Genomic DNA, 24,582 nt, shown 5'->3' with positions numbered 1-24,582 from the left:
GCGCTGGCCGTCCTCGCCCGGCTGCGGCCTACTGCACCGCAGCAGGGACGGAGGGCAGGCGATGATCCGGGGCGCGGCGGCAGGGTTCCTTGCAGTGACGCTCGGCTTCGCGGCGGCGGAGGCGCAGACGCTGCGCATCGGGCTGCGCGACGATCCCGATATCCTGGACCCGACGCTCGCCCGCACCTTCGTCGGCCGCACCGTCTTCGCCGGGCTCTGCGACAAGCTGGTGGACCTCGACGAGCGGCTGGAGATCGTGCCGCAGCTCGCCACCGCCTGGCGCTGGGAGGATCCGGTGACGCTGCGGCTGTCGCTGCGCCCGGGCGTCAGCTTCCATGACGGCACGCCGATGGACGCCGTCGCGGTGCAGGCCTCGCTCACCCGCCATGCCACGCTGCAGGGCAGTTTCCGGCGCGCGGAGCTGACCAGCCTGGCGGCCGTGGAGGTGGTGGACCCGCTGACGGTGGTGATCCGCCTGCGCGCGCCCTCCGCCCCCTTCCTGTCGCAGCTGGCCGATCGCTCCGGCATGATCCTGAGCCCCACGGCGACCGTGGCTTCGGGCGCGAATTTCGGGCTGAACCCGGTCTGCGCCGGGCCCTTCCGCTTCACCCAGCGCGTGGCGCAGGACCGCATCGTGCTGGACCGTTTCCCGGGTTACTGGGACGCCGCGCGCATCCACCTGGACCGCGTTACCTTCCAGGCGATTCCGGACAACACGGCCCGCCGCGCCAATCTCCAGGCCGGCTCTCTGGACCTGATCTTCGCGGTGGAGCCGGAGGATGCGCAGGCCATGGCGCGCAACCCGCGGCTGCGCGTGGCGGAGGCGGATGAACTCGGCTACCAGCTGATCACCGTCAACATCGGCAACGGCCCGCGCGCCGATACGCCGATGGGCCGCGATGCCAGGGTGCGCCAGGCCTTCGATGCGGCGCTCGACCGCAACGCGCTGAACCAGGTGATCTTCGCCGGCCAGTTCACGCCGACCGTGCAGGCGATTCCACCCTCCTCCGCCTTCCATCTGCGGGAGGCGACGGTGCCGGCGCGGGACCTGGCGCGCGCCCGGGCCCTGCTGCAGCAGGCGGGCGTCGCCCTGCCGGTGCGGGTGGAGATGACCGTGCCGAACAACCCCGACCTGCGCCAGGCGGGCGAGATGATCCAGGCCATGGTGCGGGAGGCCGGCTTCGACCTGCGGCTGGCGGCGATGGAATATGCCTCCCAGCTCAATTCCACCGCCCGCGGCGCCTTCGAGACGACGATCGGCGCCTGGTCCGGCCGGCCCGATCCGGATGGCAATGTCTATAACGGCTCGCATAGCGCGGGCGCGACGAATGACGGGAAATACGCCAATCCCGAGGTCGACCGCCTGCTGGATGCGGCGCGGGCGGAGCAGGATCCGGCGCGGCGGCGGGAGATGTATGCCCAGGTCTGGCGCCTCGCCATCGAGCAGGACCGCAGCCGCATCTACCTGTGGCACCGCAAGAACATCATCGGCTATGCGGCCCGGCTCAGCGGCTTGCGGGCGCATCCGGACGGGCTGGTGCGTTTCCAGGATCTGCGACTGGATTGACCGCCGCCCGCTGCTTGATGCTCCGCACCTCCGCCAATTGGCCGCGCAGCTTGGCCAGGGCATCGGCCTCGGCCTGGGTCAGCCCCTCCAGCTTCAGGTGGTTCAGCAGCACCTCCAGCGCATCCCCCAGGCGGCCGATCTGTCGGCCATAGCTGCCGACCTCCTCCAGGATCCTCTGTTCCAGCTCCGGGCTCGGGGTGCGGCCGAGCTGGATGTTCACCAGGCCGAACTGGGCGCCCTGCTGATAGAAGCTCCAGGGATTGATCGCCTGCCAGAGCTGCTCCGGGGCGAGGGAAATCTGCATGGGCCTTGGCATGGCGACCTCCTTGGCTGATTGCGGCAGCGTATCATCGGCGGGGGCGGCCGGGGTGGCGATCTGCGGCGCGGCGCGCGCGCGGTGCAACGCCGGGGGGCAGTCTGGTCACGCGGCGGGCAGGGGGCGGCGTGGGATTGGACAATCAGGGCAAAGGTGAGGCTTGCGCCATCGGGTCAGCCTGTCATGTAGCAGGGCATGACGTGGTCGATCCTTCTGCGCGATCCAACGACCGGTGAACTCGGCGTCGCGGTGGCCAGCCGCTTCCTGGCCGCGGGCGCGCTGTGCCCTCGCGTCGAAGGTGGCATCGGCGCCGCCAGCACCCAGGCCCTGGTGAACCCTTTTGTGGCCCCGGATGCGCTGGCCCGGCTGCGGGCGGGGCAGGGGCCGGTGCAGGCGCTTTCCGAACTGATGCAGGCCGATGCCGGCCAGGCGATGCGCCAGGCGCATCTGCTGGCGGCGGACGGGACCAGCGCGCAGCATACCGGGCAGGGCTGCATCGACTGGTGCGGGCATGTTTCGGCGCCGGATGTCTCGGTGGCCGGGAACATGCTGGCCGGGCCGCAGGTGGTGCGGGCGACGCTGGATGCGGCCCTGGCCAGCGCCGGCCTGCCGATGGCCGAACGCCTGCTGCTGGCGATGGAGGCCGGCGAGGCAGCGGGCGGCGACAAGCGCGGCCGGCAATCGGCGGCCATGCAGGTGGCCTCGGCCGACCCCTATCCAGACCTCGACCTGCGGGTGGATGACCATCCCGACCCACTCGCAGAACTGCGCCGGCTGCATATCGTCTGGCGCGGCTATCTGCGCCATTTCCGGCGCTTCCTGCCGGGGCGTGACCATCCCGGCGTCTTCGACCGGGCGGTGATCCAGGCAGCCATCGCGGAGGCGCAGTCGGAATGAGCACGCCGGTCCTGGAACTCGCCCGCGTCACCGTCGAATTCCCCACCGATCGCGGCCGGCTGCGGCCGGTGGATGGCATTTCCTTCAGCGTCGAGGCCGGCAAGACGCTGGCCGTGGTCGGCGAAAGTGGCTGCGGCAAGTCGGTGACGGCGCTCGCCATCATGGGGCTTCTGCCGCAGGGCGGCGAGGTCGGCGGCGGCATCCGCCTGGCCGGGCAGGAATTGCTGGCGCTCACGCCGGACCAGCGCCGCGCGCGGCGCGGCGGCGAGATGGCCATGGTCTTCCAGGAACCCATGACCAGCCTGAACCCCGCCTTCACCGCAGGCGAGCAGGTGGCGGAGGCGCTCCGCCTGCACCAGGGCCTGGCGCCGGAGGCGGCCTTCGCCAAGGCCATCGAGATGTTCCGCCGCGTCCGCATCCCGGAACCCGAGCGCCGCGCCCGCAGCTATCCGCACCAGCTCTCGGGCGGCATGCGCCAGCGCGTGATGATCGCGATGGCCTTGGCCTGTCGCCCGCGCCTGCTGATCGCGGATGAGCCCACCACGGCGCTGGACGTGACGGTGCAGGCGCAGATTCTCGCGCTGATCGACGAGATGAAGCGGGAGACGGGGACAGCGGTGGTGCTGATCACCCACGATCTCGGCGTGGTGCGCGACCATGCCGATGATGTCGTGGTGATGTATGCCGGCCGCGTCGCGGAGCGCGCCACCGCCGCCGATCTCTTCGCCAATCCGCAGCACCCCTATACCATCGGGCTGCTGGGCGCCGCGCCGCGGCTGGAGGGTGGCGCCGCGCGGCTCGCCAGCATCGAGGGTACCGTGCCCGACCTGATGCACCCGCCGCCCGGCTGCCGCTTCGCCCCGCGCTGCCCCTTCGCCATCGCGCAATGCGCGGAACAGCCGCCATTGACAGAAATCACGCCAGGCCATCAGGCGGCCTGCTGGCGCGCGCCGCTGGACACCCTGCTGGAGCAGGCGGCATGACGCCTCTGCTGGAATTGCGCGACGTCGCCAAGGGTTTTCCGGTGCGCGACGCGCTGGGCCGCCGGCGCGGCGCGGTGCGCGCGGTGGATGGGGTTTCGCTGGTCGTGCCGAAGGGCAGCGTGCTGGCCATCGTGGGCGAAAGCGGCTGCGGCAAGTCGACGCTCGGCCGCCTGGCGCTCAGGCTGATCGAGGCGGACCAGGGCCAGATCATGTTCGAGGGCGAGGACCTGCGCGGCCTCTCCGCCCGCGCGCTGCGGGCACGGCGGCGCGACATGCAGCTGATCTTCCAGGATCCCTTTGCCAGTCTCGATCCGCGCATGACGGTGGAGCAGGCCGTCGCGGAACCGCTGCGCCTGCATGGCATCGTGCCAAGGGCGCAGGAGACGCAGCGCGTGGCGGAGCTGCTGTCCCGCGTCGGGCTGCGGCCGGAACTCGCGCGGCGCTGGCCGCATGAATTCTCGGGCGGCCAGCGGCAGCGCATCGCCATTGCGCGGGCGCTGGCGAGCCAGCCGAAACTCATCATCGGCGACGAGCCGGTCTCGGCACTGGATGTCTCGGTGCAGGCGCAGGTGGTGAACCTGCTGCAGGACCTGATCCGGGAACTCGGCCTTACCTTCGTGCTGATCAGCCACGATCTCGGCGTTGTGCGCCATATCGCGGACCGTGTGGCCGTGATGTATCTCGGCCGCATCGTCGAGGAAGGACCGACCGCGCAGGTTTTTGGCGCACCGCGGCATCCCTACACCCGCGCCCTGCTGGCCGCCGTACCGGGGCAGGGGCATGCGAACGCGCCGCTGCTGGAAGGCGATATACCCAGCCCGATCAACCCGCCCTCCGGCTGCCGTTTCCGCACCCGCTGCCCCTATGCCCAGCCACTGTGTGCGGAGCAGGTGCCGCCGATGGAGGGCGTCGGGCATGTCGCCGCCTGCCATTTCCAGGGCAGTCTGCCACCCGCCATTGCCGGCCATGATGCCGATACCGGCGGCGAACGCCTGCGCCGGCTGCAGGCCTACTTCACCGACCAGACAGAAAAAACGGGAGAACTGGCATGATCCGCAAAACCCTCGCCGCGGGCCTCGTGGCGCTCGCCGCCTTCGGCGCGACGCCGGCCGCGCTTGGCCAGAACCTGCGCATCGCGCTGCGCGAGGACCCGGACATCCTCGACCCCACCCTGTCCCGCACCTATGTCGGCCGCATCGTCTATATGGGCTTCTGCGACAAGCTCTTCGACATCAACGCGCAGCTGCAGCCTATCCCCCAGCTGGCCACCGGCTTCACCTGGGACGACCCCACCACCCTGACCATCCGCCTGCGCCAGGGCGTGCGCTTCCATGACGGGGAGATGATGGATGCGGAGGCGGTGCGCTATTCGCTGAACCGCCACCTGACCCTGCAGGGCAGCTTCCGCCGGTCCGAGATGGGCGCCATCACGGCCATCGAGGTGGTGGACCCGCTGACGGTCCGCATCAAGCTCGGTGAGCCGAATGCCGCCTTCCTCTCCACGCTCACCGACCGCGCCGGCATGATCGTGAGCCCCAAGGCCGCCGAGGCCGCCGGCCGCAATTTCGGCAACCGCCCCGTCTGCGCCGGCCCGATGCGCTTCGTGGAGCGCGTGGCGCAGGAACGCATCGTGCTGGAGCGCTTCCCGGAATACTGGGACGCGGCGAATATCCACTTCAACCGCGTGACCTATCTGCCGATCCCGGACAACACCGTGCGGCTCGCCAATCTGCAATCCGGCGCGGTGGAATTCGGTGAGCGGATGGAGCCGGACGACCTGCGCTCCATCCAGCGCAACCGCGCGCTGCGTGGCGTGCCGGTGGAGGAGCTGGGCTACCAGGGCATCACCATCAATATCGGCAACGGCCCGCGCGCGAACACGCCCATGGGCCGCGATGCCCGCGTGCGCCAGGCCTTCGAACTGTCCCTCGATCGCGCCGCCATCAACCAGGTGGTCTATGAGGGCATGTACACGCCGACGCGCCAGCCGGTGCCGCCGGCCAGCAGCTTCCATGTCCGCAGCTTCCAGCCCGAGACCCGCGACGTGGCCCGCGCCCGCGCTTTGCTGCGTGAGGCCGGCTTTACCAGCCCGGTGCCGGTGGAGCTGACCGTGCCGAACAACCCGGACCTGCGCCAGGCCGGCGAGGTGATCCAGGCCATGGCGCGCGAGGGTGGCTTCGAGGTGACGCTGCGCGCCGCCGAATTCGCCTCCGCGCTCGCCGGTGCCGTGCGCGGCGAATTCGAGACCTTCCTGCTCGGCTGGTCCGGCCGCACCGATCCGGACGGCAATATCTTCGCCTTCATGCACTCCACGGGCGGCCAGAATGACGGCCGCTATGCGAACCCGGAGGTGGATGCGCTGCTGCAATCCGCGCGGGTCGAGCAGGACGTGGCGAAGCGGCAGGACCTGTATCGCCAGATCATGGAGCTGGCGCTGGGCCGCGACCGCATGCGGATCTACCTGTGGCACCGCAAGAACGTGATGATCCATTCGGCCCGGCTGACCGGCTACCAGCCGATCGCGGATGGGATGGTGCGGCTGCAGGGCATGCGGCTGAACTGAGGAAGGGCAGGGGTGGGGTAAGAGCCCCCACCCAACCCTCCCCCGCCACGCAGGGGAGGGCTTTTCTCCCTCCCCCGTTTACGGGGGAGGGTCGGGGTGGGGGCATGGGCCAAGCGCCAGGAGCTGACCTGAGATGTGGAACTGGCTTCTGAAACGCCTCGGCCAGGTGCTGCCGACGCTGGTGATTCTCTCCTTCCTGATCTTCGGGCTGCAGCAGTTGATGCCCGGCGACCCCGCCATGATCCTGGCGGGCGAGGAACGCGGCGACCCGCAGGTGCTGGCGCAGATCCGCGCGGAGCTGCGGCTCGACCAGCCGATCTGGGCGCAATACCTCTACTGGATCGGCAATGTGCTGCAGGGGGATTTCGGCTTTTCCTGGCGCATCCGCATGCCGGTCTCCGACCTGATCCTGGAGAAGCTGCCGGTCACGGCGCAGCTCGCCACTATGGCTTTCCTGATCGCCATCGCCATCGGCGTGCCGCTCGGCATCCTCTCCGCGGTGAAGAAGGACAGCGCCTGGGACTGGGCGGCGAATGGCATCGCGCTGTTCGGCATTTCCACGCCGAATTTCTGGCTCGGCATCATGATGATTCTTTTTTTCAGTGTGCAGCTCGGATGGCTGCCGCCTTCGGGCTACGTGCCGCTGTGGGAGGATCCGGTGCAGTCGCTGGCCACCACCATCATGCCGGCCTTCGTCCTCGGCACCGGCGTCGCCTCCGTCCTCATGCGCCATACGCGGGCAGCGATGCTGACGGCGCTGTCCCAGGATTACGTCCGCACCGCCCGCGCCAAGGGGCTGACGGAGCGCGTGGTGGTCTGGAAGCACGCGCTGCGCAATGCGCTGATCCCGGTCGTCACGCTCGGCACCATCGAGTTCGGCCGGCTGCTGGCTGGCGCGGTGCTGACGGAGCAGATCTTCACCATCCCCGGCTTCGGCAAGCTGGTGGTGGATGCCGTCTTCAACCGGGACTATCCGGTGGTGCAGGGCGTGGTGCTGGCCACCGCGCTGATCTTCGTGGCGCTCAGCCTGCTGGCGGACATCCTCTACATGGCCATCAATCCGAGGCTGCGGCAGGCATGAGCGCGAGCACCGCCCCTGTGGCCCTGGCGCGCGGCGAAAGCCCGACGCGCCGCGCCATCCGCCGCTTCATCCGCCACCGCCTGGCGCTGGCCGGCTTCATCGTGGTGCTGGCCTTCGTGCTGGTGGCGATCCTGGCCCCCTGGATCGCGCCCTACGACCCGATCGAGACCAGCTGGTCCCGCATCCGCCGCCCGCCGTCGGAACTGTATTGGTTCGGCACGGATGAGAATGGGCGCGACGTGCTGTCCCGCGTCATCTGGGGCGCGCGAGCCTCGCTGATGGCGGGCGTCGTATCCGTGGTCGGCGCGGTGCTGATCGGCGTGCCGCTCGGCCTGCTGGCGGGGCTGGCGGGGGGCTGGGTGGATGCGCTGATCTCCCGCATCGCCGATGCCATGCTCTCCGTGCCCTTCCTGATCCTCGCCATCGCCCTCGCGGCCTTCCTCGGCCCGGCGCTGGAAAACGCGATGCTGGCCATCGCCATCACCGCCAGCCCGATCTTCGTGCGCCTCGCGCGCGGCATGGCGCTGGATGCGAAGTCGACGGATTGGGTGGAGGCGGCGCGCAGCCTCGGCAATCCGCCCTGGCGCACCGCCTTCGTCCATGTCCTGCCCAATATCATCCCGCCGCTGCTGGTGCAGTCCACGCTCTCGATTGCCGAGGCGATCATCGCCGAGGCCTCGCTGAGCTTTCTGGGCCTCGGCCAGCAGCCGCCGGCGCCGAGCTGGGGGTCCATGCTGAACAGCGCCCAACGCTTCCTGGAGACGGCGCCCTGGCTCGCCATTGCCCCTGGCGCCGCGATCTTCGTGGTGGTGCTCGCCTTCAACCTGATGGGCGATGGCCTGCGGGATGCCCTGGACCCCCGCGCCGACCGGCGCTGAGGCCAGGGCATCGCCCCGCCCGTCCTACCGCCCGTAGGACGGGCCGGTCGCGGAGGCGAGTTCCAGCCGCTCGAACTGCGCGAAACTCAGCGTCTCGCCACCGATGGTGATGCTGCCGGTCACGCCGGTCACGTCGATCCAGCCATCACGGATCACCGGCAGGGCGGAGCCTTCCGCCAGGGTCATGGCGGCCACCAGCTGCTCGGGCGTCAGCCCGGTGAGCTCCATGCGCAGCGTATCGATGCCACCGTCTGCATCCTCTCCGCCGCGCAGCGTGTCGTTGCCCTCGCCGGGCTGCCACAGGATGGTGTCGGAGCCGGCGCCGCCATCCACGCGGTCGGCGCCGCGGCCGCCGGCCAGGGTGTCGTCGCCATCCCCGCCCATCACCTGGTCATGGCCCTCGCCGCCGCCGATCATGTCAGCCCCGGCGCCGCCCAGGATGCGGTCATGCCCGCCATTGCCGGCCATCAGATCCCCCTCGGCCGTTCCGATCAGCTGTTCGCCCTGGCCGCTGCCGAGGATCTGCGCGCCGCCGGCCACCGCGGCCAGCGCGGCCTCCTCCAGCGGCTGCGGGGAAGGGGTGGTCCTGGTCATCGCTGCTTTCCCTTGCCGATTGCCTCGCCCGGATCAGCGCCCGAAGGAGGGCGTCTCCGAGTTGGCCAGTTCCAGCCGCTCGAATTGCGAGAAGTGGATGGTCTCGCCGCCGATGGTGATGCTGCCGGTCACGCCGGTCACATCGATCCAGCCATCCTGGAGCACCGGCTGGGCGGAGCCTTCCGCCAGGGTCATCGCCGCGATCAGCTGCTCCGGCGTCAGGCCGGTGAGCTCCAGGCGCAGCGTATCGGTGCTGCCATCGGGGCCTTCCGGCTGCTGGCCGGGCAGCCTCTCCTCGCCCCAGACCGCGTCGTGGCCGCCGCGCAGCGTGTCATTGCCCTCGCCGGGCCGCCACAGGATGGTGTCGGACCCGTCGCCGCCATCGGCATGATCCGCGCCCTGGCCACCCGCCAGCGTGTCGTCGCCGCTGCCGCCAAGCAGCCGGTCATTGCCTTCGCCGCCGCCGATCACGTCATCGCCGGCGCCACCCACCGCCAGGTCCCGCCCGGCGCCGGTGGAGATCCGGTCCGCATGCTCGGTGCCGAAGACCTCGTCGGCGGTGCCGGTGCCGAAGAGGGGGCCGCCGCCGCCGCGGCCGCCTTCGCCGCCGGTGACGTTGTGCAGCGCCTCGGGCGCCAGGGGCTGGGGGCGGGCGGTGGTCATGTGTCGCGGCCTTTCCGATGCGATGACGCACAGACTAGAGCACGCCCGCGCCGCCTCGTCCCGCCGGATCCGCCTATGCCGGGCATCGGCTTCGCCTAACTTGGCGCCTGCCCTTGATCCGGCGCCCCCGCGCGGCGATCTCTTGGGGCGCCATGGCCCGACCTCCCAAGATCCTGCTGCCCACCCTGCCGGCGCCCGCGCGGCGCGTTGCCGGCTTCTGGCTGCTGACGCTCAGCCTTTGGCTGGCCAGCGCCATCGCGCTGTTCCGCTGATGGCGGAGGATCGCGGGCTTTGGCAGAACGACCCCTGGCGCGGCGCGCGCGCCCGGGCGGAGGGCGCCTTCAGCCATTTCCGCAACGGCACCCGCGGGCTGCTGCTGCCGCTCTTCACCTGGCCGCTGCTCTTCGACGTGGTGGTGGAGGTGGTGCGCGGGAATACGCGCGGCCTGGTCGCCGCCGGCCTCGGCATCCTGCTGCCGATCCTGGCGGTCCGCGTGCTGCGCCGAGGCCGTCGGGGCGATACGCGGCGGGCGGCGATTCTCACCGCGGTGGCCACCGGTCTGGTGGCCTTCCTCGGCGCCAATACGGGCCTGCCCATCGCCCTGCTGCTGGCCGCCGGTGCCTGGCTCGGCACGCGGCTGATGTATGACGGCGCGCAGGTGGAGGTCGATCCGCCCGCCCCCGCCGTGCCGCCCCCGCCGCCCGGCCCGCTGGAGGAAGCGCGCGCCCGCCTCGCGCGCATCAGCGCCGAACCCCGCATGGCCGGCATCGCCCAGGCGATGGATGCGGTGCTGGACGACCTGGATGCGCGGCCGGACCGCCTGCCGCTCGCCCGCCGTTTCCTGGCCGTGCATCTCGATGGGCTGGATCGCATCGCCCAGCGCCTGCATGCGGGCGCGGAGCCGCCGGCCAGCCTGCCGCAATTGCTCACGGACATGCAGACCGCCGCCGACGAACTGCGTAGCAAGCTGCGCGCTGAGGAGAGCGTGGCGCTGGATATCCAGGTGAAGGTGCTCGCCGAAAGGCTGCGCCAGGAGGGTTACGCATGAGCACGACCAAGCCGAACAGCCCGAAGCCCCATGGCGGGCCCGCCGCGGCGCCGTCGCCGATCGCCACCGCCCAGGCGGCCGCGGAGCGTGACCTGTCGGAGGCCGCGCCGGCCCGCGCCGCGGTGCCGGATGCGATGATCGGTGAGCTGGCGCAGCAGATCGACCTGTCCGACCCCGGTTCCATCCTGCGCTTCGGCCAGCAGACCCAGACCCAGGCCCAGGCCGCCGCGGACGCCATGCTGGAAGGCGCCCGCAACCAGGAAACGGGGGAGGCCGGCCGCACGCTGGCCAGCCTGCTGCAGACGCTGCGCGGCTTCGACGTCACCAAGCTCGACGAACGCCCCGGCTTCCTCGCCCGGATCTTCACCAAGGCCGGCGCGGAGGTGACGGAGATCATCGGCCGCTATGAGACGGTGAAGGGCCAGATCGAGGGCATCGGCGACAAGCTCGACACCCACCGCACGCGCCTGCTGGAGGATGTGGAGCGGCTGGAGCGGCTGTACCAGGCGACGCTGGAGTGGTTCCACGCCCTCGGCACCCATGTGCAGGCCGGCGAGGAGGTTTTGCGCAGGACCGACAGCGAGGCGATTCCGGCGATGGAAGCGGCCGTCGCCAATTCCACGGACGACCTGGCGCCGCAGAAGCTGCGCGACCTGCGCAGCGCGCGGGATGAGCTGGACCGCCGCGTGCACGACCTGCGCCTGACGCGGCAGGTGGCGATGCAGGCGCTGCCCTCGATCCGGCTGATCCAGGAAAACGACAAGGCCCTGGCGAGCAAGATCCACTCGGTGCTGGCGAACACGGTGCCGCTCTGGCGCCAGCAGCTGGCCCAGGCGCTGGCGATCCACCGGATGCGCGAGGCCGGCCAGGCCGTGAAGGCCGCCACCGACCTGACCAACCAGCTGCTGACCGCCAATGCCGAGACGCTGCGCCGCGGCAACCTGGAAGCCCGCACGGAGCTGGAACGCGGCGTCTTCGACCTGGCCGCCGTGCAGAAGGCGAATGCCGCGCTGGTCTCCACCATCGAGGACAGCTTGCGCATCGCCGACGAGGCCCGCGGCCAGCGGCTGCGCGCGGCGGAGGAGCTGGAGAAGCTGGAGGGTGATATCCGCCGGGCCCTGAAGGCAGCCAAGCCGCCGCCGCCGGCGCCGCGGCCGGTGTGACGCACGCTTGAATCCCCCTGCCGGCGCGCGGATGCTGCGACGGCAGGGAGGACCATCATGCTGGATCGCCGCGAACTGATTGCGCTGGGTGCGCTGGCGGCGCTGCCGCGCGTGGCAAGCGCCCAGACGGTCTTCGAAATGCCGGACCCCGCCGGCCTGCGCATCTTCGTCCATCGCCCCACGAACTGGCGCCCCGATGGCCGCGCCATCATCGTCCTGCACGGGCTGCGGCGGGACGCCGATCGCTACCTGGCGGAATGGGCGCCGCAGGCGGAGGCCGCCAACCTGCTGCTGGTCGCCCCCGAATTCTCCCGCGCGCTGTTTCCGACCGTCGCCTCCTACACCTGGGGCAATGTCGTCACCGAGGATCTTCGGCCCAACCCGCCTGAATCCTGGACCTTCGGCCTGATCGACCGGATCTGGGACGCGGTGCGCGCCCGCACCGGCGCAACGCGCCCCGGCTACACGCTGTTCGGCCATTCCGCCGGCGCGCAATTCGTCCATCGCACCCTGCTGCTGGCGGAGGCCAGCCGGGCGGAGGCGATCATCACCGCCAATGCGGGCTCCTACACCATGCCGGTGCGGGACGTGGCCTTTCCCTTCGGCCTCGGTGGCATCGCGCTGGAGGAGTCGCGGCTGGAGGCCGCCTTCGCGCGGCCCGTCACCGTGCTGCTCGGTGCCGATGACGCCGATCCGCGCCATCCCTCCCTGCCGCGCCAGCCCGGCGCCATGGCGCAGGGCCCGCATCGGCTGGCGCGCGGTCTGAACTTCTACGCCACCGCCCGCGCCGAGGCCTGGCGGCTCGAATTGCCTTTCCGGTGGCGGCTGGAGACGGTGCCGGATGTTGGCCACGACAATGCCGGCATGGCCCGCCGCGCGGCGGAGATCGCCCTCAGCGCGGCGGGGTGAAGCCGAGGTTGGGGCGCGCCTCCGCCTCCTCGGCCGCCTCGCGCTCCTCCTCCGTCATCTCCGTGGCTTCGGCGGCTTCGGCGGCGGCCGCGCCAGCCTCGGCTTCGCGGAGGTCCAGCCCCTTGGGGTGGCCGGTCAGGCCGTCGACCAGGCCGGTCAGGTCCTCGCCGGCCAGCTCGCCCGGTGCGTCCGAGCTGGCGGGAGCGATGGGCTTCCTGATCATGTCGCAATCCTCCTCATGGTCCGGTGTCTCCAACGCCTTGGACGCGGGGCCGTTGCGGCGCGGCTTGTAGCCGGGTCCGGGCTTCGGCCTAATGGTCGGCAAGAAAGACCAGGGAGGAACCAGAACATGCCCCAGCTCACGCGCCGCGTGCTGCTTTCGGCCGGCGCCGCGCTGGCCGCGCCGGCGCTGCGTGCGCAGCCCGCCTGGCCCTCCGGCCCGATCCGTATCGTCGCACCCTTTCCGCCCGGCGGCAGCACGGATGCGCTGGCGCGGCTGCTGCAGCCGCATCTGAACCGCATCCTCGGCACCAATGTGGTGGTGGAGAACCGCACCGGCGCCTCGGGCGCCATCGGTACGGCGGCGGTGGCGCGCAGCGCGCCGGATGGGAACAGCTGGGTGCTGGTCTTCGACACCCATGCGGTGAACCCGTCCCTGATCCCGAATATCGGCTTCGACACGGAGCGGGACCTGACGCCGCTGCTGCTGTTCGGAACGGCGCCGATGGTGCTCACCGCGCATCGCACACGGCCCTTCAAGAGTTTTGGCGAGATGGCGGCAGCCGCCAAGGCGAAGCCGGATACGCTCACCTATGGCACCATCGGCAACGGGTCGCTGGCGCATCTGACCATGGCGCTGGTCGGCAAGGCGGCCGGCCTTCAACTGGTGCATGTGCCCTATCGCGGCGGCGGCCCGCTTTCGGTCGCCGCTGTGGCCGGCGAAGTGGACCTTCCCGTCGCCACGCGGCCCGCCATCGGCGCGCATATCGACAGCGGCGCGCTGGTGCCGCTGGCGCAGACCGGCGCGACCCGCTCGCCCTCCATGCCCGATATCCCGACGCTCGCGGAATCCGGTGTGCCCGGCATCGATGCCCGCGCCTTCTGGGGGTTTCTCGGCCCCGCCGGCATCCCCACGCCGATCAAGCAGCGCATGGAGGCGGCGCTGCTCGAGGCGCTGGCGATCCCGGAACTGCGCCAGCGCGTGCTGGCGCTCGGCATCGACCTGGAGCCGCAGGGGGAGGCGGCCTTCGCGCCCTTCCTGTCCCGGCAGATCGCGACCTGGGGTCAGGTGGTGCGGGAGAACAATATCCGCCCGGATTGACCGGCGGGCCTTCCCCTGTTGCGATGCCCGCCACGCAATCGGGGAAACGCGCGCATGAAAGCCTGGGCCGTGGTCGCAGCCGGAGAGCCGCTGCAGGAGATCGAGCTGCCGACGCCGGAGCCCACCGGCAAGCAGGTCCTGCTCGAGGTTACCCATGCCGGCGTCTGCCATTCCGACATCCATGTCTGGGAAGGCGAATGGGACCTAGGCAGCCGCGGCAAGATGAAGCTCTCGGATCGCGGCGTGAAGCTGCCGCTGGCCATGGGGCATGAGACGGTGGGCCGCGTGGTGAAATGGGGGCCGGAGGCCGAGGGGCAGGGGCTCGCCGTCGGCCAGACCCGAATCGTCTTCCCCTGGGTCGGCTGCGGCACCTGTGCCAAGTGCCGGGCGGAGGAGGATAATATGTGCCTCCAGGGCAAGGCCTTGGGGATTTTCCAGAATGGTGGCTACGCCACGCACATCCTGGTGCCGGAGCCGCGCCACCTGGTCGATGCCGGCGACCTCGACCCGGCGCTGGCCGCCACCTATGCCTGCTCCGGCATCACCGTCTATTCGGCCATCAACAAGATCATGCCGATGCCGCCCGAGGTGCCGATCGTGCTGGTCGGCGCCGGCGGGCTGGGCCTGCAGGCGATCGCGGTTCTGAAGGCCATGGGGCACAAGCGCATCGTCTCGGTCGATCTGAGCGCACAAAAACTGGAGGCGGCGCGGCAGGCCGGGGCCTCCGACACCTTCCAGCCGGGCGGGGATGACACGGTCCAGCGGCTGGTCGCGCTCTGCGGCGGGCCGGTGGAGGCGATCATCGACCTGGTGAATGGCAGCCAGACCGCGCGCATGTGCTTCGACGCGCTGACCAAGGGCGGCACGCTGATCCAGGTGGGGCTCTTCGGTGGGGAGCTGACGGTGCCGCTGCCGGTCATGGCGATGCGGGCGCTGACCGTGCGCGGCAGCTATGTCGGCAATCCGAAGGAGCTGCGCGAGCTGGTGAAGATCGCCCAGGGCGGCGGCTTGCCGGGCATCCCGGTGACGCGGGAGCCGCTGCGCAACGCCGACAGCGCCCTGCAGCGGCTGCGGGAGGGCAAGGTGACCGGCCGCATCGTGCTGACGGCGGAGGCTGCGTAACGCCGCCCATCCCTGTAGTCTGCGGGGCATGCTGATCGAACCGGCTGCCCCGCCAACCACCTTGGCGCCCTATGTGCCGCCCTATCCGCCAAGGCCGGATCGGGGCCTGCCGCTGCGCCAGATGCTCAGGCTGGCGCGGGAGAACTGGCTCGCCATCTGGGCCAAATCCTCCTTCGAGCGGGACGTCTATGGCAGCCGGTTGTTGCTGCGGGATGTGGTGGTCTGCAACAGCCCGGACTCGGTGCACTACGTCTTCGTCGAGCGGCACGAGAATTTCCAGCGCAAGAGCCCGCAGCACCGCCACGCGCTGATCCCGCTGCTGGGCGACGGCCTCTTCGTCTCCGACGGGCCGCTCTGGCGCGAGCGCCGCCGCGTCGTCGCCCCGGTCACCCATGTCTCCCGCCTGGCGGAACTCGCACCCGCGATCACCGAGGCCGCGGCCGAACGCCGCAACGCCTGGCGCGCCTTGCCGCCCGACCGTCCGTTGGATGTGCTGGCGGAGATGGGGCACCTGACCGCCGAGATCATCTGCCGCACCATCTTCGGCCGCGCCCTGGGGCGCGATGCGGCGAAGGAGGTGGTCGCCGCCTTCGCGGACTATCAGGCCTGCATCGGCCAGACCGATCTCCTGTCGCTGCTCGGCCTGCCGGACTGGTTTCCGCGCTACCGCAGCGCCGCCGTGCGGGATTCGGCGCGGCGCATCCACCAGGTGGTGGACGGGCTGATCGCCGGCATTTTGGACGCGCCGGGGGAGGGTGAGGCCTCCCTGATCCGCGCCATGTCGGAGGCCAAGGTTCCCGGCACGGACCGCCCGATGGACCGCCGCGCCTTCCGCAATGAGGCGATCGTGCTGTTCATGGCCGGCCACGAGACCACGGCCAATACCCTCGCCTGGGCGCTGTTCATGCTCTCCCAGGACGCGCCGAGCGCGACCCGCCTGGTCGAGGAGGTGCGCGGTGCGCTGGGCGATCGCGTGGCGACGCTCGCCGACCTGCCCAACCTGCCCTTCACCCGCGCCGTGGTGGAGGAGACGCTGCGGCTCTACCCCCCCGTGCCGCTGCTGTCGCGGGAGGCGCTGGGGCCGGACCGGATCGGCGACCGCCCGGTGCGGAAGGGCACCATCATCCTGGTCAGCCCCTGGCTGCTGCACCGCAAGCCCGGCCTCTGGGACCAGCCGGATGCCTTCATCCCCGACCGCTTCCTGCCCGGCGCGCCGAAGCCGCCACGGCATGCCTATATCCCCTTCAGCACCGGGCCGCGCATCTGCACGGGCATGCATCTGGGCCTGGCCGAGGCGACCATCTGCCTGGCCGCGCTCGCCGGCCATTTCCGGCTGGCGCTGGAGCCGGGGACGCAGGTGATGCCGGTGGCGCGGCTGACGCTGCGCCCGGGCGAAACCCTGCCGATGCGGATCGCGCCGCTTGGTTGACCACCTCTACCCCGCACCGCCCTGGCGCTGGACCGAACGCCAGGCGCTGCTGCGCTACTGGGTTCGCGATCCCCTGCAGGGCCTGGCCGACTGGCTGCCGCACCAGGCGATGCGCGCCCTGCCCACCGAGGCCGCCTCCGCCTTCGGCGCCCGCATGGGGCTGCGGGCCGGGCGCAAGCGGCAGGTGGGCTCCGACCGCGTCCGCGCCCTGCTGCGGCTTCTGCGGCCGGAGGCGAGTGAGGCGGAAATCGAGGCGCTGCTCGCCGCCCATTGGGCGCATGTCGGCCGATGCTTCGGCGAATTCGCCGCCCTGTCCCGCTTCCGCGCCGAGGGCCGCATCGAGGTGGTGGGCGCCGAGCATGTGCTGGGCCCGCGCGAGGCCGGCCAGCCGCTGATCGTGGCCGGGCTGCATGTCGGGAATTGGGAGGTGGTGCATGCCGGCCTCGCCCAGCTCGGCATTCCCTTCCACGCCATCTACCAGCGCCTGCCCAACCGTTTTCGCATGCGCATCGCGGACCGGGCGCGGGGGCGCAGCCGCAGCGCCGCGGGGCCGCAGGCCGCCGTCGCCGTGGCGCCGACGCTGGGCGCGGTTTTCGAGGCGCATCGCGTGCTGGAGAGCCGGGAGGCGGCGCTGCTGTATTACGTGGACGAGTTCTGGGAGGGCAGGGTGCATGCCCCCGCCCTCGGCCGGCCGCTGCGCATGGACGGGAACATCATGCGCGCCGTGCGCCTGGCCTCCTCCACCGGCGCGGCGCTGGTGCCGGCCTATGCCGAGCGGTTGGGCGAGGCCGCCCGCTTCCGCCTGCATTTTCTTCCGCCCGTCCCGGTCGGCCCGCAAGGGCGCGGTCGCGCGGCGGTGCTGGAGGATATCGCGGCCTTGGACCGGGTGGTGGAGGCGGTTGTGCGCGCCCATCCCGAACAGTGGTTCATGGCGCATGTCTTCCAGCCGGACCGGTAGCTAACGGTAGGCGAGGCCCGTCACCGGATCGCAGGGCGGGTCGGGCGTGGCGGGAATCGCATGCAGCGCCCGCTCCCGCTCCCCGGGCCTGTTGGAAAACTGCTCGGGCGGGTCGCCGGGCGGATAGGCGCCGACCACCAGAAGGTCCTCCGACTGGCCGAGGTTGCGATGCGCCGTGCCGGCCGGCAGCACCACCACGTCGCCCGCCGCCAGATCCAGCGTCACCCCCGCCTCCGCCCCGAGCCGCACCCGCACATGGCCGCGGGCAACCGCCAGCGCCTCATGGGCGTTGGGGTGGTAATGGTCATGGTCGAAGATCCCGTTCCGCCAGGCCGGCGGCCAGCCATGCCGGGCAAACAGCGCCTCGGCGGCGGCCGGGTCGCCGGGCGGCGTCGCGCCGCAGTGCAGCAGCACCGGCAGGCGCGGATTGTTCGGGATCTGCCCCCCGAGGCTGGCGCTGTCGCCGAGCCTCAGCCGTTCCACGCCATCGGCGCCGCGTTCATGCATCCCCGGATCCTCGCCAGCCGCGAGGGGGACGCCTCACTGGCCGAAGAGTTGCGCGGCCAGGCGCTGGTGCTGCGCCGCATGCGGCGAGGCCTCGGCCACCTCGGTATAGCCGGCCGCCTCGGCCGTCATCATCCGGGTGCCGGTGGGGCGGTTGTAGATGAAGCCATGCGTGGAATAGGTGCGGCCGAAGCTGGAGGCATCGTGCCCGACCTGGACGCGCACCGCGGTCCAGTCATTGCGGTCCGAGACGTCCACCACCGTCACGCCGCGCATCACGCTGCCGCGACGGATGCCGGGGCCGGCCCAGTTGGAATGGTCGATATGGATGGTGCGCGGGTCCAGCACCCGGCTGACCACCGCCACATGACCGCGCGACATGCCGCCGGAAGCGGTGAAGGCGAGGATGGAGCCACGCTCCGGCGCATTGCCGCGGGCATAGCTGCCGGCGGCATTGTGCCACCACATGCGGGCATCGCCGCTGATGTTCATGCCGGTGGCCATGCGGGCGAAGGGCACGCAGGACAGGCCGCTGGTGGCGGCCACGGGCAGGATCGGCGTGCCGGCGCCCACCGCCAGGGCCGGGCGCATCACGCCGAGCGATGCGATGCGGGTGGCGGCCGGGGCCTGCTGCTGCGACAGGCGCTGGACCTCCTGCGCCTGGCTGGCGGAGGCGGCGGCCGGGCGGCGCGCGGCGGTGGCGGCGGGCCGATGGGCCGCGGTGCCGGTGGGCCGCTGCGCGGCCTGGCGCTGGGCCGCCGCCGCCTGGCGGGTGGCGCTGGCGCGTTGCGCGGCCTGCTGGCGCAGTTCGGCGGGGGAGGCTGGGCGGGGCGTCGCGGTGGACTGGGCGGGGCGGGACTGCTTCTGCGCGGTCCGGCCGCTGCGTTCGGCGGCCTCGGCCGGAAGATGTGTCAGCGCCGCGCCCATGAAGACACAGAGTGCTGCCAGCGTGCCTTTTGCCCGCATGTAGTATCCCCTGTTTCGCCACCGACGGAGCCCGGATGGCTCGCCTGGTGACTGCGGTAACCGTGGGCGCCGGGGCCGGGCAACCCGCTGTGATGATACACGGCGAAATATGCGCTGATTCGTTCAGCCTCGCTGTGGATGAGCTTCCAGGAAAAGATCATCTTCCTAGGATGAAACACGGCGAAACACGAAGCCACAGTGTTGCGGCATGAAAGCAACACTCGAAACACGGAATGGAGAGGTGCCAGGATCGAGTCACATGGCTGTCATGTCGATCCCGAATGGGTGAGATTCGGGCGGGTGCCCCCCGCGCCTGGCGCGGGGGGCGCGCGTGCCTCAGCGGCAGGCGGTGACCATGATCTCCACCAGGTGGCGCGGATCGGCCATATTGGCCTCGACGCAGGCGCGCACCGGGCGGCCGGCATCGCCCAGCCACTCGATCCAGACCTTGTTCATGGCATCGCGGTCGCGGATGTCCTTCAGCCAGATCTGCGCCTGCAGCAGGCGGGTGGTGTCGGTGCCATTGGCTTCCAGCGCGGCGGTGATCTTCGCGAGCACCTGGCGGGTCTGGCCCGTGATGTCCTGGGACAGGTCGTCGGCGGTCATGCCGGCCAGGTAGACGAAGTTGTGGTACTCCACCGAGGAGGACAGGATCTGGTTGCTGCCCTGGCGGGTGATCTTGGACATCGCGCTTTGCTCCTCGAGCGGTTTCGGCGCGCTTTTCCTAGGCTGGGTATGGCTGGGCGGCAAGCTGGCGGCTCAGCGCGCGGGCGCGGGCGCCTCGCCATGATCCGCGGCGCCGGCCACCGCGCAGCCGCAGAAGGGGCAGCGCGCCAGCCGGGCGAGCTCCGGCGCCAGGGCCGGCGGCAGCGGCCGGCCGTCCAGCAGCCGGTCCAGCTCCGCCTGCAGGGCCTCATGCGCCTGGGTTGCCGGGCAGCCGGTGCCATAATCCGCGGCGGTGGCGGCGGAAGGTGCCTCCAGCCTGAAGGCCCCGGCGGCGGCCGGCAGCAGGGCGCCGCCAATGGGCAAAGCTGCGGGCACAGCTGCGGGCAGGCAGGTCAGCAGGCGGCGGCGCGTCGTCATGACGCGCAGCCTAGCCGAGCTGCCGGCCGTTACGCCACCACGGCGTAGCTGCTGCCGGATGCGGCGGCGCCGATCATCGCCTCGAAGACCGCGACGCCATGGATCGCCTCCTCAACCGGCAGCGGATAGGCCGCGCCACCGGCGACGGCCGCGGCAAATGCTGCAAGTTCAGCGGCTTCGATATCGGTCTTCGGAAATTCCTTGACCCAGCCCTGACCCTCGCGCGGGATGAAGGACAGGTTCTCATGCCCTTGGAGAACAAGAATTCCCTCCGTCCCATACAGCGCGACCCGCCAGAAGGAGGGGCTCAGGGAGAGGGTGGCGAAATTCACCGTGGCGCCGCGCTCCAGCAGGCCGAGCATCGCCGTGGTATCGTCGATGGTCTGGCTGACCTGGGCGTGGCTCTGGACGGTCACCTGCCGGAAACGCCCGGCGAGGTGGATGATCATGTCGATCATATGGATCCCCATGCCACCCATGCCACCGAGCGGGCTTTCGGCCCGGTCGGCGCGCCACATGCCGGCCTGGTAGGCGCGCGCGCCGGGGCCGCTGAACTGGCCATCCACATGCAGCAGCGTGCCCAGCGCACCCTCCGCCAGCATCTGCTTCATCAGCGCGACGGCAGGCAGGAAGCGGCGGTTGTGGCCGAGCGCCATCACCACCCCCGCCTCCCGGCAGGCCGCCACCGCGGCGGCGGCGCTGGCGCGGTCCAGCGTGAAGGGTTTCTCGACGAAGACATGCTTACCGGCGCGGGCGGCGGCCACCACCTGGGCCGCGTGCTGGGCATGTGGCGTCGCCAGCGCCACGGCCTGCACCGCGGGGTCGGCCAGCACGGACTCGAAATCCGGCAGGATGCGGAGGCCCTGCGTCGCGGCCCAGTCCCGCGCCTTGTCCGGGCTGCGGGTGCTGCCGGCCACGAAGCGGATCGCCGCCCCCGGCTTCGGCTTGCCCTGGTCCTGCACGCTGTTCACCAGCACCTGGCCCCAGCGGCCCATGCCCACGATCGCCGCGTTCAGCATCCTCGATTCCTCTTTCAACGATTGTCCGGCGAGGCCGGATCACCTTCCAGCGCCTGTTCCATCCGGCGCAGGCGGCCCACCCCCCAGGCGAAGACGCCGAGGAAGACCGCCACCGCCACCAGCGTCGGCCATTGCAGTCCGAAGATCTCCCCCGCCGCGCCGAGCGAGAGCGCGCCGAGCGCCGGGAAGGCCCGGGTGATCAGGCCCCAGAGGCTCAGCATGCGGCCGCGATAGGTGGTGTCCGTGGCGCTCTGGATCAGGGTCTGCACGCTGATGCCGTGGATCGAGGCGGTGCCGCCGATCAGCGCCGCGCAGAGCATGCCGAAGGGGAAGAAGCTGGTGGCGACGAAGCCCACCGTGGCGGCGGCCTGGGCGAGGCCGGCGAAGACCGCCAGCCGCGTCGTCCCCTCCAGCCGCCCGCGGGAGGCGACCCAGAGGCCGGAGACCAGGGCGCCGATGCCGAAGCAGGCGGTCAGGATGGCCAGGCTTTCGGCGCCGCGGCCGAAAAGTCGCTCGACGAAGGGGGGCAGGATCTCCTGCACGCCCCGCAGCAGCAATGCGCCGAGGGCGGCATAGAGCAGGATCGGGCCGAGGCCCGGATGCCGCGCCGCATAGCGCAGCCCCTCCACCACCTCCCCGAACAGGCTTTTCGAGGCCGGATGGCCCTGGCGTTCCTTGGGATCGATCCGCAGCAGCCAGATCGAGAGGCAGGCGAAGAGATAGCCCACCGCATTGCCGGCAATGGCCGGCACCACGCCCCAGACGGCGATGACGGGGCCGGCGATGGCGGGCCCGATGAAGCGGGCGGTGGCGAAGCAGAGCGAATTGGCGGCGACGGCGGCCGGCAGGTCGGCGCGGGCCACGATGCCGGGCATCAGCGTCTGCCGCGCCGGCTGGGCGAAGCTGGCGGCCACGCCGCCACACAACTCCAGCACCAGCAGCAGGGTGATGGTCATCTGGCCGCTGAAGGTGAAGCCGGCGACCAGCGCCGATTGCAGGGCGATGGCCAGCTGTGTCCACATCGCCAGCTTCACCCGGTCCACCCGGTCCGCGATGGCACCCGCCACCGGGCTGATGAAGACCGCCGGCGCCAGGTCGCAGAAGGCGACCATGCCGACCCAGAAGGCGCTGCCCGTCAGCTCCCAGGCGAGCCAGGACACGGCGATGCGCTGCATCCAGAGCCCGGTCCAGGCGACCATGGAGCCGCTGAAGAACAGGCGGGAATCACGGGTGGAGAGGGCGCGCGCCAGCGCGCCGGAGGAAGCCACCCCCGCTCAGCGCCCCCGGCTGGCGGCGGCGGGTGCGGCGACGGGGGCGCGCTGCAGGCAATCGGCCACCAGCCGGTCGCGGTCGATCTGCGCCGCGCCACGGTCCGATTGCAGGCGGCTGAAGGGCGTGACGGAGAGGGTGCCGAGGCTCGACTCGGTCTCATCCGTGCGCATCTGCTGCCCGCGCTCCCGGTACTGCACGATGCGCGTCGCCTCCGCCCGGCAGGCCTCATAGGCCGCGTCGCGCTGGCCCGGGGCGGGCGGCGGCGGGGCGCTGATCGGCTGCGGCAGCGGCAGGTTGCAGGCCGCCAGGGGAAGGATGGTTGCGAGGAGGGTTGGCAGCGTCAGGGCGCGGAGCGGGGACATGGCGGGGCTTTCGGTCGGCGCGTCAGGCCGGGATCTCGGGGACCGCGACGCGGGAGGCGGGCAGGGCGCGGGACAATAGCGCGCGAATCCGCTCCGCGTCGAACCTGGCCGCCGCATCCAGCGGCATGGCGGCCGCGGCGCGCACCAAAGCGGGGTGCAGCTCCACCCCTTCGGCCGTCACGTTGAACAGCCCGGCCATCCAGGCGCTGCGGCCCATCACCTCGACCAGGGCGAGCAGCCGCAGGCACAGGGCCAGGCCGGGCAGGGTGGCGAGGTCGACGCGGCGGTCCACCGCCTCGGCCCAGGACCGCGCATCGCGGTCGGCGATCGCCAGCACGATGGCCGCCCCCTGCGGCCCGCGGAACAGCAGGCGGCGCACCGGGCCCCATTGGCCGGATTGCGCATGGGCGCGGGCCGCCTCCCAGGCATTCAGCAGCGCCGAAGGGGCAACCGGGGGCAGGGCCTCGGGGGAGAGCGGGATGGCATAGGACAGGCTGCCGTCTTCGGCGGCGCCCAGGGTGATGGCGGTATCGGGCATCATGTCCATTTGGCATCGCGCAGGCGCTTCGCAAACGCCCAAGGGCGTGGCGTGATGCCGATATGACCGAACCGAACCGCCTGACCGCCACCGAGGCCGCGCGCGCCATCGCCGCCGGCCGCCTTTCCGCGCCTGAGCTGATGGAGGCCTGCCTGGCCCGCGCCGCGGCGCGGGAGCCGGTGCTGCGCGCCTTCATCCACCTCGACCCCGGCCAGGCGCGGCGCAATGCCGCGCGCGCCCGCCCCGGGCCGCTCTCCGGCATCCCGCTCGGCGTGAAGGACGTGCTGGATACGGCGGATATGCCGACCGGCTATGGCTCTCCGATCTGGGCCGGACACCGGCCGCGCGGCGATGCGGCGGCGGTGGCGGCGGCGCGCGCCGCGGGCGGCGTGGTGATGGGCAAGACGGTCACCACGGAATTCGCCACGCGCCACCCGGGCGCCACCACCAATCCGCACAATCCCGCGCATACGCCGGGCGGCTCCTCCTCCGGCTCCGCCGCCGCGGTGGCGGATTTCCTGGTGCCCCTGGCCTTCGGCACGCAGACCGCGGGCAGCATCGTGCGGCCGGCCGCCTTTTGCGGCGTGGTCGGCTTCAAGCCGAGCTTCGGCACCTTCCATCGCGGCGGCATGAAGGTGTGCTCCGAAAGCCTGGATACGATCGGGATCATGGCGCGCAGCCTGGCCGATTGCGCCCTGGCCATGGGCGCCATGACCGGCCGCGACCATCCCGACCCGGAGGCGAAGCGCGACCGCGCGCCGCGGCTGCTGCTCAGCCTGGGCCAGGCGCCGGAGGCGGCGCGGCCGGAGACGGTGGCGCTGCTGCAAGGCGCGGCGGCAGCCGCCCGCCGCGCGGGGGCGGAGGTGGTGGAGGCGCCGCTGCCGCCCGCGCTGTCCGAGGCTGCCGAGCTGCACCCCTTCCTGATGAACATGGAGACCCGCCAGGGTCTCGCCTGGGAATATGCCGAGGCGCGGGCCCAGATCTCCCCCGTGCTGCTGGACCGGCTGGACTGGGCCGGCGGTTTTGCGCCCGCCAAGCTGGATGAGGCGCGCCGCGCGGCAATGGCGGCGCGCGCCGCCTTCCTGGACTGGACCGCCGGTTTCGACGCGGTGCTCACCCCCTCCGCGCCCGGGGAGGCGCCGGAGGGCCTGGCCCATACCGGGGAGGCCACCTTCAACCTGCTCTGGACGCTGCTCCATGGCCCGAACGTGACCATCCCCGCGGGCACCGGGCCGGGCGGGCTGCCGCTGGGCGTCCAGCTGGTGGGCCGCATCGCGGAGGATCCGGCGCTGCTGGCCACCGCCCGCTGGCTGCAGGCGGCGCTGGAGGGGTGAGAATTCCCTAGT

At 71.5% G+C, this 24,582-nt stretch carries 27 protein-coding genes; 15 read left to right on the top strand and 12 right to left on the bottom strand.

Annotation, left to right across the window (positions count from 1 at the left end; genetic code table 11):
• Positions 1–61: 61 nt before the first annotated feature.
• Positions 62–1,567, top strand: a complete 1,506-nt coding sequence (locus ACTIF1_RS18450) for an ABC transporter substrate-binding protein (protein WP_439597921.1) — start codon at positions 62–64, stop codon at positions 1,565–1,567.
• Here the strand turns inward: ACTIF1_RS18450 and ACTIF1_RS18445 are convergent.
• Positions 1,506–1,883 (bottom strand): hypothetical protein, encoded by a 378-nt coding sequence (locus ACTIF1_RS18445; protein ID WP_439597920.1) that lies wholly within the window; start codon positions 1,881–1,883, stop codon positions 1,506–1,508. The genes ACTIF1_RS18450 and ACTIF1_RS18445 overlap by 62 nt on opposite strands.
• Before the next feature lie 195 nt (positions 1,884–2,078).
• On the opposite strand from ACTIF1_RS18445, the gene ACTIF1_RS18440 reads away from it, so the two are divergent.
• The 6 genes from ACTIF1_RS18440 (at position 2,079) to ACTIF1_RS18415 (ending at position 8,285) form a co-directional block, all read left to right on the top strand.
• Positions 2,079–2,780, top strand: coding sequence for a DUF1028 domain-containing protein (locus tag ACTIF1_RS18440; protein WP_439597919.1), 702 nt, complete (start codon positions 2,079–2,081; stop codon positions 2,778–2,780).
• Positions 2,777–3,763, top strand: a complete 987-nt coding sequence (locus ACTIF1_RS18435) for an ABC transporter ATP-binding protein (protein ID WP_439597918.1) — start codon at positions 2,777–2,779, stop codon at positions 3,761–3,763. Before ACTIF1_RS18440 ends, ACTIF1_RS18435 begins: the two co-directional genes overlap by 4 nt.
• Positions 3,760–4,815, top strand: coding sequence for an ABC transporter ATP-binding protein (locus ACTIF1_RS18430; RefSeq protein ID WP_439597917.1), 1,056 nt, complete (start codon positions 3,760–3,762; stop codon positions 4,813–4,815). The genes ACTIF1_RS18435 and ACTIF1_RS18430 overlap by 4 nt, the downstream gene beginning before the upstream one ends.
• The gene (locus ACTIF1_RS18425; RefSeq protein WP_439597916.1) at positions 4,812–6,326 is read left to right on the top strand and encodes an ABC transporter substrate-binding protein; all 1,515 of its coding nucleotides are present in this window, start codon (positions 4,812–4,814) and stop codon (positions 6,324–6,326) included. The genes ACTIF1_RS18430 and ACTIF1_RS18425 overlap by 4 nt, the downstream gene beginning before the upstream one ends.
• A 133-nt stretch (positions 6,327–6,459) precedes the next feature.
• Positions 6,460–7,407 (top strand): ABC transporter permease, encoded by a 948-nt coding sequence (locus tag ACTIF1_RS18420; RefSeq protein WP_439597915.1) that lies wholly within the window; start codon positions 6,460–6,462, stop codon positions 7,405–7,407.
• Positions 7,404–8,285, top strand: coding sequence for an ABC transporter permease (locus ACTIF1_RS18415; RefSeq protein WP_439597914.1), 882 nt, complete (start codon positions 7,404–7,406; stop codon positions 8,283–8,285). The genes ACTIF1_RS18420 and ACTIF1_RS18415 overlap by 4 nt, the downstream gene beginning before the upstream one ends.
• Before the next feature lie 24 nt (positions 8,286–8,309).
• Here ACTIF1_RS18415 and ACTIF1_RS18410 read toward each other — a convergent pair whose 3' ends face one another.
• Together ACTIF1_RS18410 and ACTIF1_RS18405 are read right to left on the bottom strand one after the other, a co-directional pair.
• Positions 8,310–8,879 (bottom strand): calcium-binding protein, encoded by a 570-nt coding sequence (locus tag ACTIF1_RS18410; RefSeq protein WP_439597913.1) that lies wholly within the window; start codon positions 8,877–8,879, stop codon positions 8,310–8,312.
• Positions 8,880–8,912: 33 nt separating this feature from the next.
• Positions 8,913–9,542 (bottom strand): hypothetical protein, encoded by a 630-nt coding sequence (locus ACTIF1_RS18405; RefSeq protein WP_439597912.1) that lies wholly within the window; start codon positions 9,540–9,542, stop codon positions 8,913–8,915.
• A gap of 271 nt (positions 9,543–9,813) precedes the next feature.
• Here ACTIF1_RS18405 and ACTIF1_RS18400 point away from each other — a divergent pair, with 271 nt between their 5' ends.
• Genes ACTIF1_RS18400 through ACTIF1_RS18390 form a run of 3 tightly spaced genes read left to right on the top strand, consistent with a single transcriptional unit; the run spans position 9,814 to position 12,662 of the window.
• The gene (locus ACTIF1_RS18400; protein WP_439597911.1) at positions 9,814–10,590 is read left to right on the top strand and encodes a hypothetical protein; all 777 of its coding nucleotides are present in this window, start codon (positions 9,814–9,816) and stop codon (positions 10,588–10,590) included.
• On the top strand, positions 10,587–11,753 hold the full coding sequence (locus ACTIF1_RS18395) for a toxic anion resistance protein (RefSeq protein WP_439597910.1): 1,167 nt from the start codon (positions 10,587–10,589) through the stop codon (positions 11,751–11,753). Before ACTIF1_RS18400 ends, ACTIF1_RS18395 begins: the two co-directional genes overlap by 4 nt.
• Positions 11,754–11,810: 57 nt before the next feature.
• Positions 11,811–12,662 (top strand): hypothetical protein, encoded by an 852-nt coding sequence (locus ACTIF1_RS18390; protein ID WP_439597909.1) that lies wholly within the window; start codon positions 11,811–11,813, stop codon positions 12,660–12,662.
• Here ACTIF1_RS18390 and ACTIF1_RS18385 read toward each other — a convergent pair.
• Positions 12,646–12,885 carry a hypothetical protein gene (locus tag ACTIF1_RS18385; RefSeq protein ID WP_439597908.1) on the bottom strand — a complete coding sequence of 80 codons (240 nt, stop codon included), beginning with the start codon at positions 12,883–12,885 and terminating at the stop codon, positions 12,646–12,648. The genes ACTIF1_RS18390 and ACTIF1_RS18385 overlap by 17 nt on opposite strands.
• Positions 12,886–13,011: 126 nt before the next feature.
• Between ACTIF1_RS18385 and ACTIF1_RS18380 the strand changes: the two genes are divergently transcribed.
• The 4 genes from ACTIF1_RS18380 to ACTIF1_RS18365 are packed head-to-tail and all read left to right on the top strand — an operon-like array spanning position 13,012 to position 17,492.
• Positions 13,012–13,983: a tripartite tricarboxylate transporter substrate binding protein gene (locus tag ACTIF1_RS18380; RefSeq protein ID WP_439597907.1), complete on the top strand. Its 972-nt coding sequence runs from the start codon at positions 13,012–13,014 to the stop codon at positions 13,981–13,983.
• A 54-nt stretch (positions 13,984–14,037) separates the two neighbouring features.
• Positions 14,038–15,105 carry an alcohol dehydrogenase gene (locus tag ACTIF1_RS18375; protein WP_439597906.1) on the top strand — a complete coding sequence of 356 codons (1,068 nt, stop codon included), beginning with the start codon at positions 14,038–14,040 and terminating at the stop codon, positions 15,103–15,105.
• A 28-nt stretch (positions 15,106–15,133) separates the two neighbouring features.
• On the top strand, positions 15,134–16,534 hold the full coding sequence (locus ACTIF1_RS18370; RefSeq protein ID WP_439597905.1) for a cytochrome P450: 1,401 nt from the start codon (positions 15,134–15,136) through the stop codon (positions 16,532–16,534).
• Complete coding sequence (locus ACTIF1_RS18365; RefSeq protein ID WP_439597904.1) at positions 16,527–17,492, top strand: lysophospholipid acyltransferase family protein; 966 nt, start codon at positions 16,527–16,529, stop codon at positions 17,490–17,492. Before ACTIF1_RS18370 ends, ACTIF1_RS18365 begins: the two co-directional genes overlap by 8 nt.
• Here the strand turns inward: ACTIF1_RS18365 and ACTIF1_RS18360 are convergent, their stop codons facing one another.
• The 8 genes from ACTIF1_RS18360 to ACTIF1_RS18325 all read right to left on the bottom strand — a co-directional run bounded on the left by ACTIF1_RS18360 (position 17,493) and on the right by ACTIF1_RS18325 (position 23,236).
• A complete protein-coding gene (locus tag ACTIF1_RS18360; RefSeq protein ID WP_439597903.1) occupies positions 17,493–17,999 on the bottom strand; it encodes a cupin domain-containing protein in 507 nt (168 codons plus the stop codon). It abuts the gene before it with no gap.
• Positions 18,000–18,032: 33 nt separating this feature from the next.
• Positions 18,033–18,962, bottom strand: a complete 930-nt coding sequence (locus tag ACTIF1_RS18355) for a CHAP domain-containing protein (protein ID WP_439597902.1) — start codon at positions 18,960–18,962, stop codon at positions 18,033–18,035.
• Positions 18,963–19,298: 336 nt separating this feature from the next.
• On the bottom strand, positions 19,299–19,649 hold the full coding sequence (locus ACTIF1_RS18350) for a RidA family protein (RefSeq protein ID WP_439597901.1): 351 nt from the start codon (positions 19,647–19,649) through the stop codon (positions 19,299–19,301).
• A gap of 72 nt (positions 19,650–19,721) precedes the next feature.
• Complete coding sequence (locus ACTIF1_RS18345) at positions 19,722–20,045, bottom strand: hypothetical protein (protein ID WP_439597900.1); 324 nt, start codon at positions 20,043–20,045, stop codon at positions 19,722–19,724.
• A 29-nt stretch (positions 20,046–20,074) separates the two neighbouring features.
• Positions 20,075–21,064 carry a Gfo/Idh/MocA family protein gene (locus ACTIF1_RS18340; protein WP_439597899.1) on the bottom strand — a complete coding sequence of 330 codons (990 nt, stop codon included), beginning with the start codon at positions 21,062–21,064 and terminating at the stop codon, positions 20,075–20,077.
• Between the two features lie 14 nt (positions 21,065–21,078).
• A complete protein-coding gene (locus ACTIF1_RS18335) occupies positions 21,079–22,332 on the bottom strand; it encodes an MFS transporter (protein WP_439597898.1) in 1,254 nt (417 codons plus the stop codon).
• 6 nt (positions 22,333–22,338) lie between these two features.
• Complete coding sequence (locus tag ACTIF1_RS18330) at positions 22,339–22,698, bottom strand: hypothetical protein (protein ID WP_439597897.1); 360 nt, start codon at positions 22,696–22,698, stop codon at positions 22,339–22,341.
• A 22-nt stretch (positions 22,699–22,720) separates the two neighbouring features.
• Positions 22,721–23,236 carry a hypothetical protein gene (locus ACTIF1_RS18325; RefSeq protein ID WP_439597896.1) on the bottom strand — a complete coding sequence of 172 codons (516 nt, stop codon included), beginning with the start codon at positions 23,234–23,236 and terminating at the stop codon, positions 22,721–22,723.
• A 62-nt stretch (positions 23,237–23,298) separates the two neighbouring features.
• Between ACTIF1_RS18325 and ACTIF1_RS18320 the strand changes: the two genes are divergently transcribed.
• On the top strand, positions 23,299–24,570 hold the full coding sequence (locus tag ACTIF1_RS18320; protein WP_439597895.1) for an amidase: 1,272 nt from the start codon (positions 23,299–23,301) through the stop codon (positions 24,568–24,570).
• The last annotated feature ends 12 nt before the right edge of the window (positions 24,571–24,582 follow it).

Source organism: Falsiroseomonas sp. (assembly GCF_051860665.1).
GTDB lineage: Bacteria > Pseudomonadota > Alphaproteobacteria > Acetobacterales > Acetobacteraceae > Falsiroseomonas.
This window is presented reverse-complemented; position numbering and strand designations above follow the sequence as displayed.

What these genes read in the sequence shown, in the direction of transcription:
- ACTIF1_RS18375 (WP_439597906.1), top strand. Translation starts at nt 14,038, where the DNA reads ATGAAAGCCTGGGCCGTGGTCGCAGCCGGAGAGCCGCTGCAGGAGATC.
- ACTIF1_RS18320 (WP_439597895.1), top strand. Translation starts at nt 23,299, where the DNA reads ATGACCGAACCGAACCGCCTGACCGCCACCGAGGCCGCGCGCGCCATC.
- ACTIF1_RS18440 (WP_439597919.1), top strand. Translation starts at nt 2,079, where the DNA reads ATGACGTGGTCGATCCTTCTGCGCGATCCAACGACCGGTGAACTCGGC.
- ACTIF1_RS18430 (WP_439597917.1), top strand. Translation starts at nt 3,760, where the DNA reads ATGACGCCTCTGCTGGAATTGCGCGACGTCGCCAAGGGTTTTCCGGTG.
- ACTIF1_RS18385 (WP_439597908.1), bottom strand. Translation starts at nt 12,885, where the DNA reads ATGATCAGGAAGCCCATCGCTCCCGCCAGCTCGGACGCACCGGGCGAG.
- ACTIF1_RS18325 (WP_439597896.1), bottom strand. Translation starts at nt 23,236, where the DNA reads ATGCCCGATACCGCCATCACCCTGGGCGCCGCCGAAGACGGCAGCCTG.
- ACTIF1_RS18405 (WP_439597912.1), bottom strand. Translation starts at nt 9,542, where the DNA reads ATGACCACCGCCCGCCCCCAGCCCCTGGCGCCCGAGGCGCTGCACAAC.
- ACTIF1_RS18425 (WP_439597916.1), top strand. Translation starts at nt 4,812, where the DNA reads ATGATCCGCAAAACCCTCGCCGCGGGCCTCGTGGCGCTCGCCGCCTTC.
- ACTIF1_RS18435 (WP_439597918.1), top strand. Translation starts at nt 2,777, where the DNA reads ATGAGCACGCCGGTCCTGGAACTCGCCCGCGTCACCGTCGAATTCCCC.
- ACTIF1_RS18355 (WP_439597902.1), bottom strand. Translation starts at nt 18,962, where the DNA reads ATGCGGGCAAAAGGCACGCTGGCAGCACTCTGTGTCTTCATGGGCGCG.
- ACTIF1_RS18330 (WP_439597897.1), bottom strand. Translation starts at nt 22,698, where the DNA reads ATGTCCCCGCTCCGCGCCCTGACGCTGCCAACCCTCCTCGCAACCATC.
- ACTIF1_RS18445 (WP_439597920.1), bottom strand. Translation starts at nt 1,883, where the DNA reads ATGCCAAGGCCCATGCAGATTTCCCTCGCCCCGGAGCAGCTCTGGCAG.
- ACTIF1_RS18400 (WP_439597911.1), top strand. Translation starts at nt 9,814, where the DNA reads ATGGCGGAGGATCGCGGGCTTTGGCAGAACGACCCCTGGCGCGGCGCG.
- ACTIF1_RS18410 (WP_439597913.1), bottom strand. Translation starts at nt 8,879, where the DNA reads ATGACCAGGACCACCCCTTCCCCGCAGCCGCTGGAGGAGGCCGCGCTG.
- ACTIF1_RS18350 (WP_439597901.1), bottom strand. Translation starts at nt 19,649, where the DNA reads ATGTCCAAGATCACCCGCCAGGGCAGCAACCAGATCCTGTCCTCCTCG.
- ACTIF1_RS18450 (WP_439597921.1), top strand. Translation starts at nt 62, where the DNA reads ATGATCCGGGGCGCGGCGGCAGGGTTCCTTGCAGTGACGCTCGGCTTC.
- ACTIF1_RS18340 (WP_439597899.1), bottom strand. Translation starts at nt 21,064, where the DNA reads ATGCTGAACGCGGCGATCGTGGGCATGGGCCGCTGGGGCCAGGTGCTG.
- ACTIF1_RS18395 (WP_439597910.1), top strand. Translation starts at nt 10,587, where the DNA reads ATGAGCACGACCAAGCCGAACAGCCCGAAGCCCCATGGCGGGCCCGCC.
- ACTIF1_RS18360 (WP_439597903.1), bottom strand. Translation starts at nt 17,999, where the DNA reads ATGCATGAACGCGGCGCCGATGGCGTGGAACGGCTGAGGCTCGGCGAC.
- ACTIF1_RS18380 (WP_439597907.1), top strand. Translation starts at nt 13,012, where the DNA reads ATGCCCCAGCTCACGCGCCGCGTGCTGCTTTCGGCCGGCGCCGCGCTG.
- ACTIF1_RS18370 (WP_439597905.1), top strand. Translation starts at nt 15,134, where the DNA reads ATGCTGATCGAACCGGCTGCCCCGCCAACCACCTTGGCGCCCTATGTG.
- ACTIF1_RS18420 (WP_439597915.1), top strand. Translation starts at nt 6,460, where the DNA reads ATGTGGAACTGGCTTCTGAAACGCCTCGGCCAGGTGCTGCCGACGCTG.
- ACTIF1_RS18345 (WP_439597900.1), bottom strand. Translation starts at nt 20,045, where the DNA reads ATGACGACGCGCCGCCGCCTGCTGACCTGCCTGCCCGCAGCTGTGCCC.
- ACTIF1_RS18415 (WP_439597914.1), top strand. Translation starts at nt 7,404, where the DNA reads ATGAGCGCGAGCACCGCCCCTGTGGCCCTGGCGCGCGGCGAAAGCCCG.
- ACTIF1_RS18390 (WP_439597909.1), top strand. Translation starts at nt 11,811, where the DNA reads ATGCTGGATCGCCGCGAACTGATTGCGCTGGGTGCGCTGGCGGCGCTG.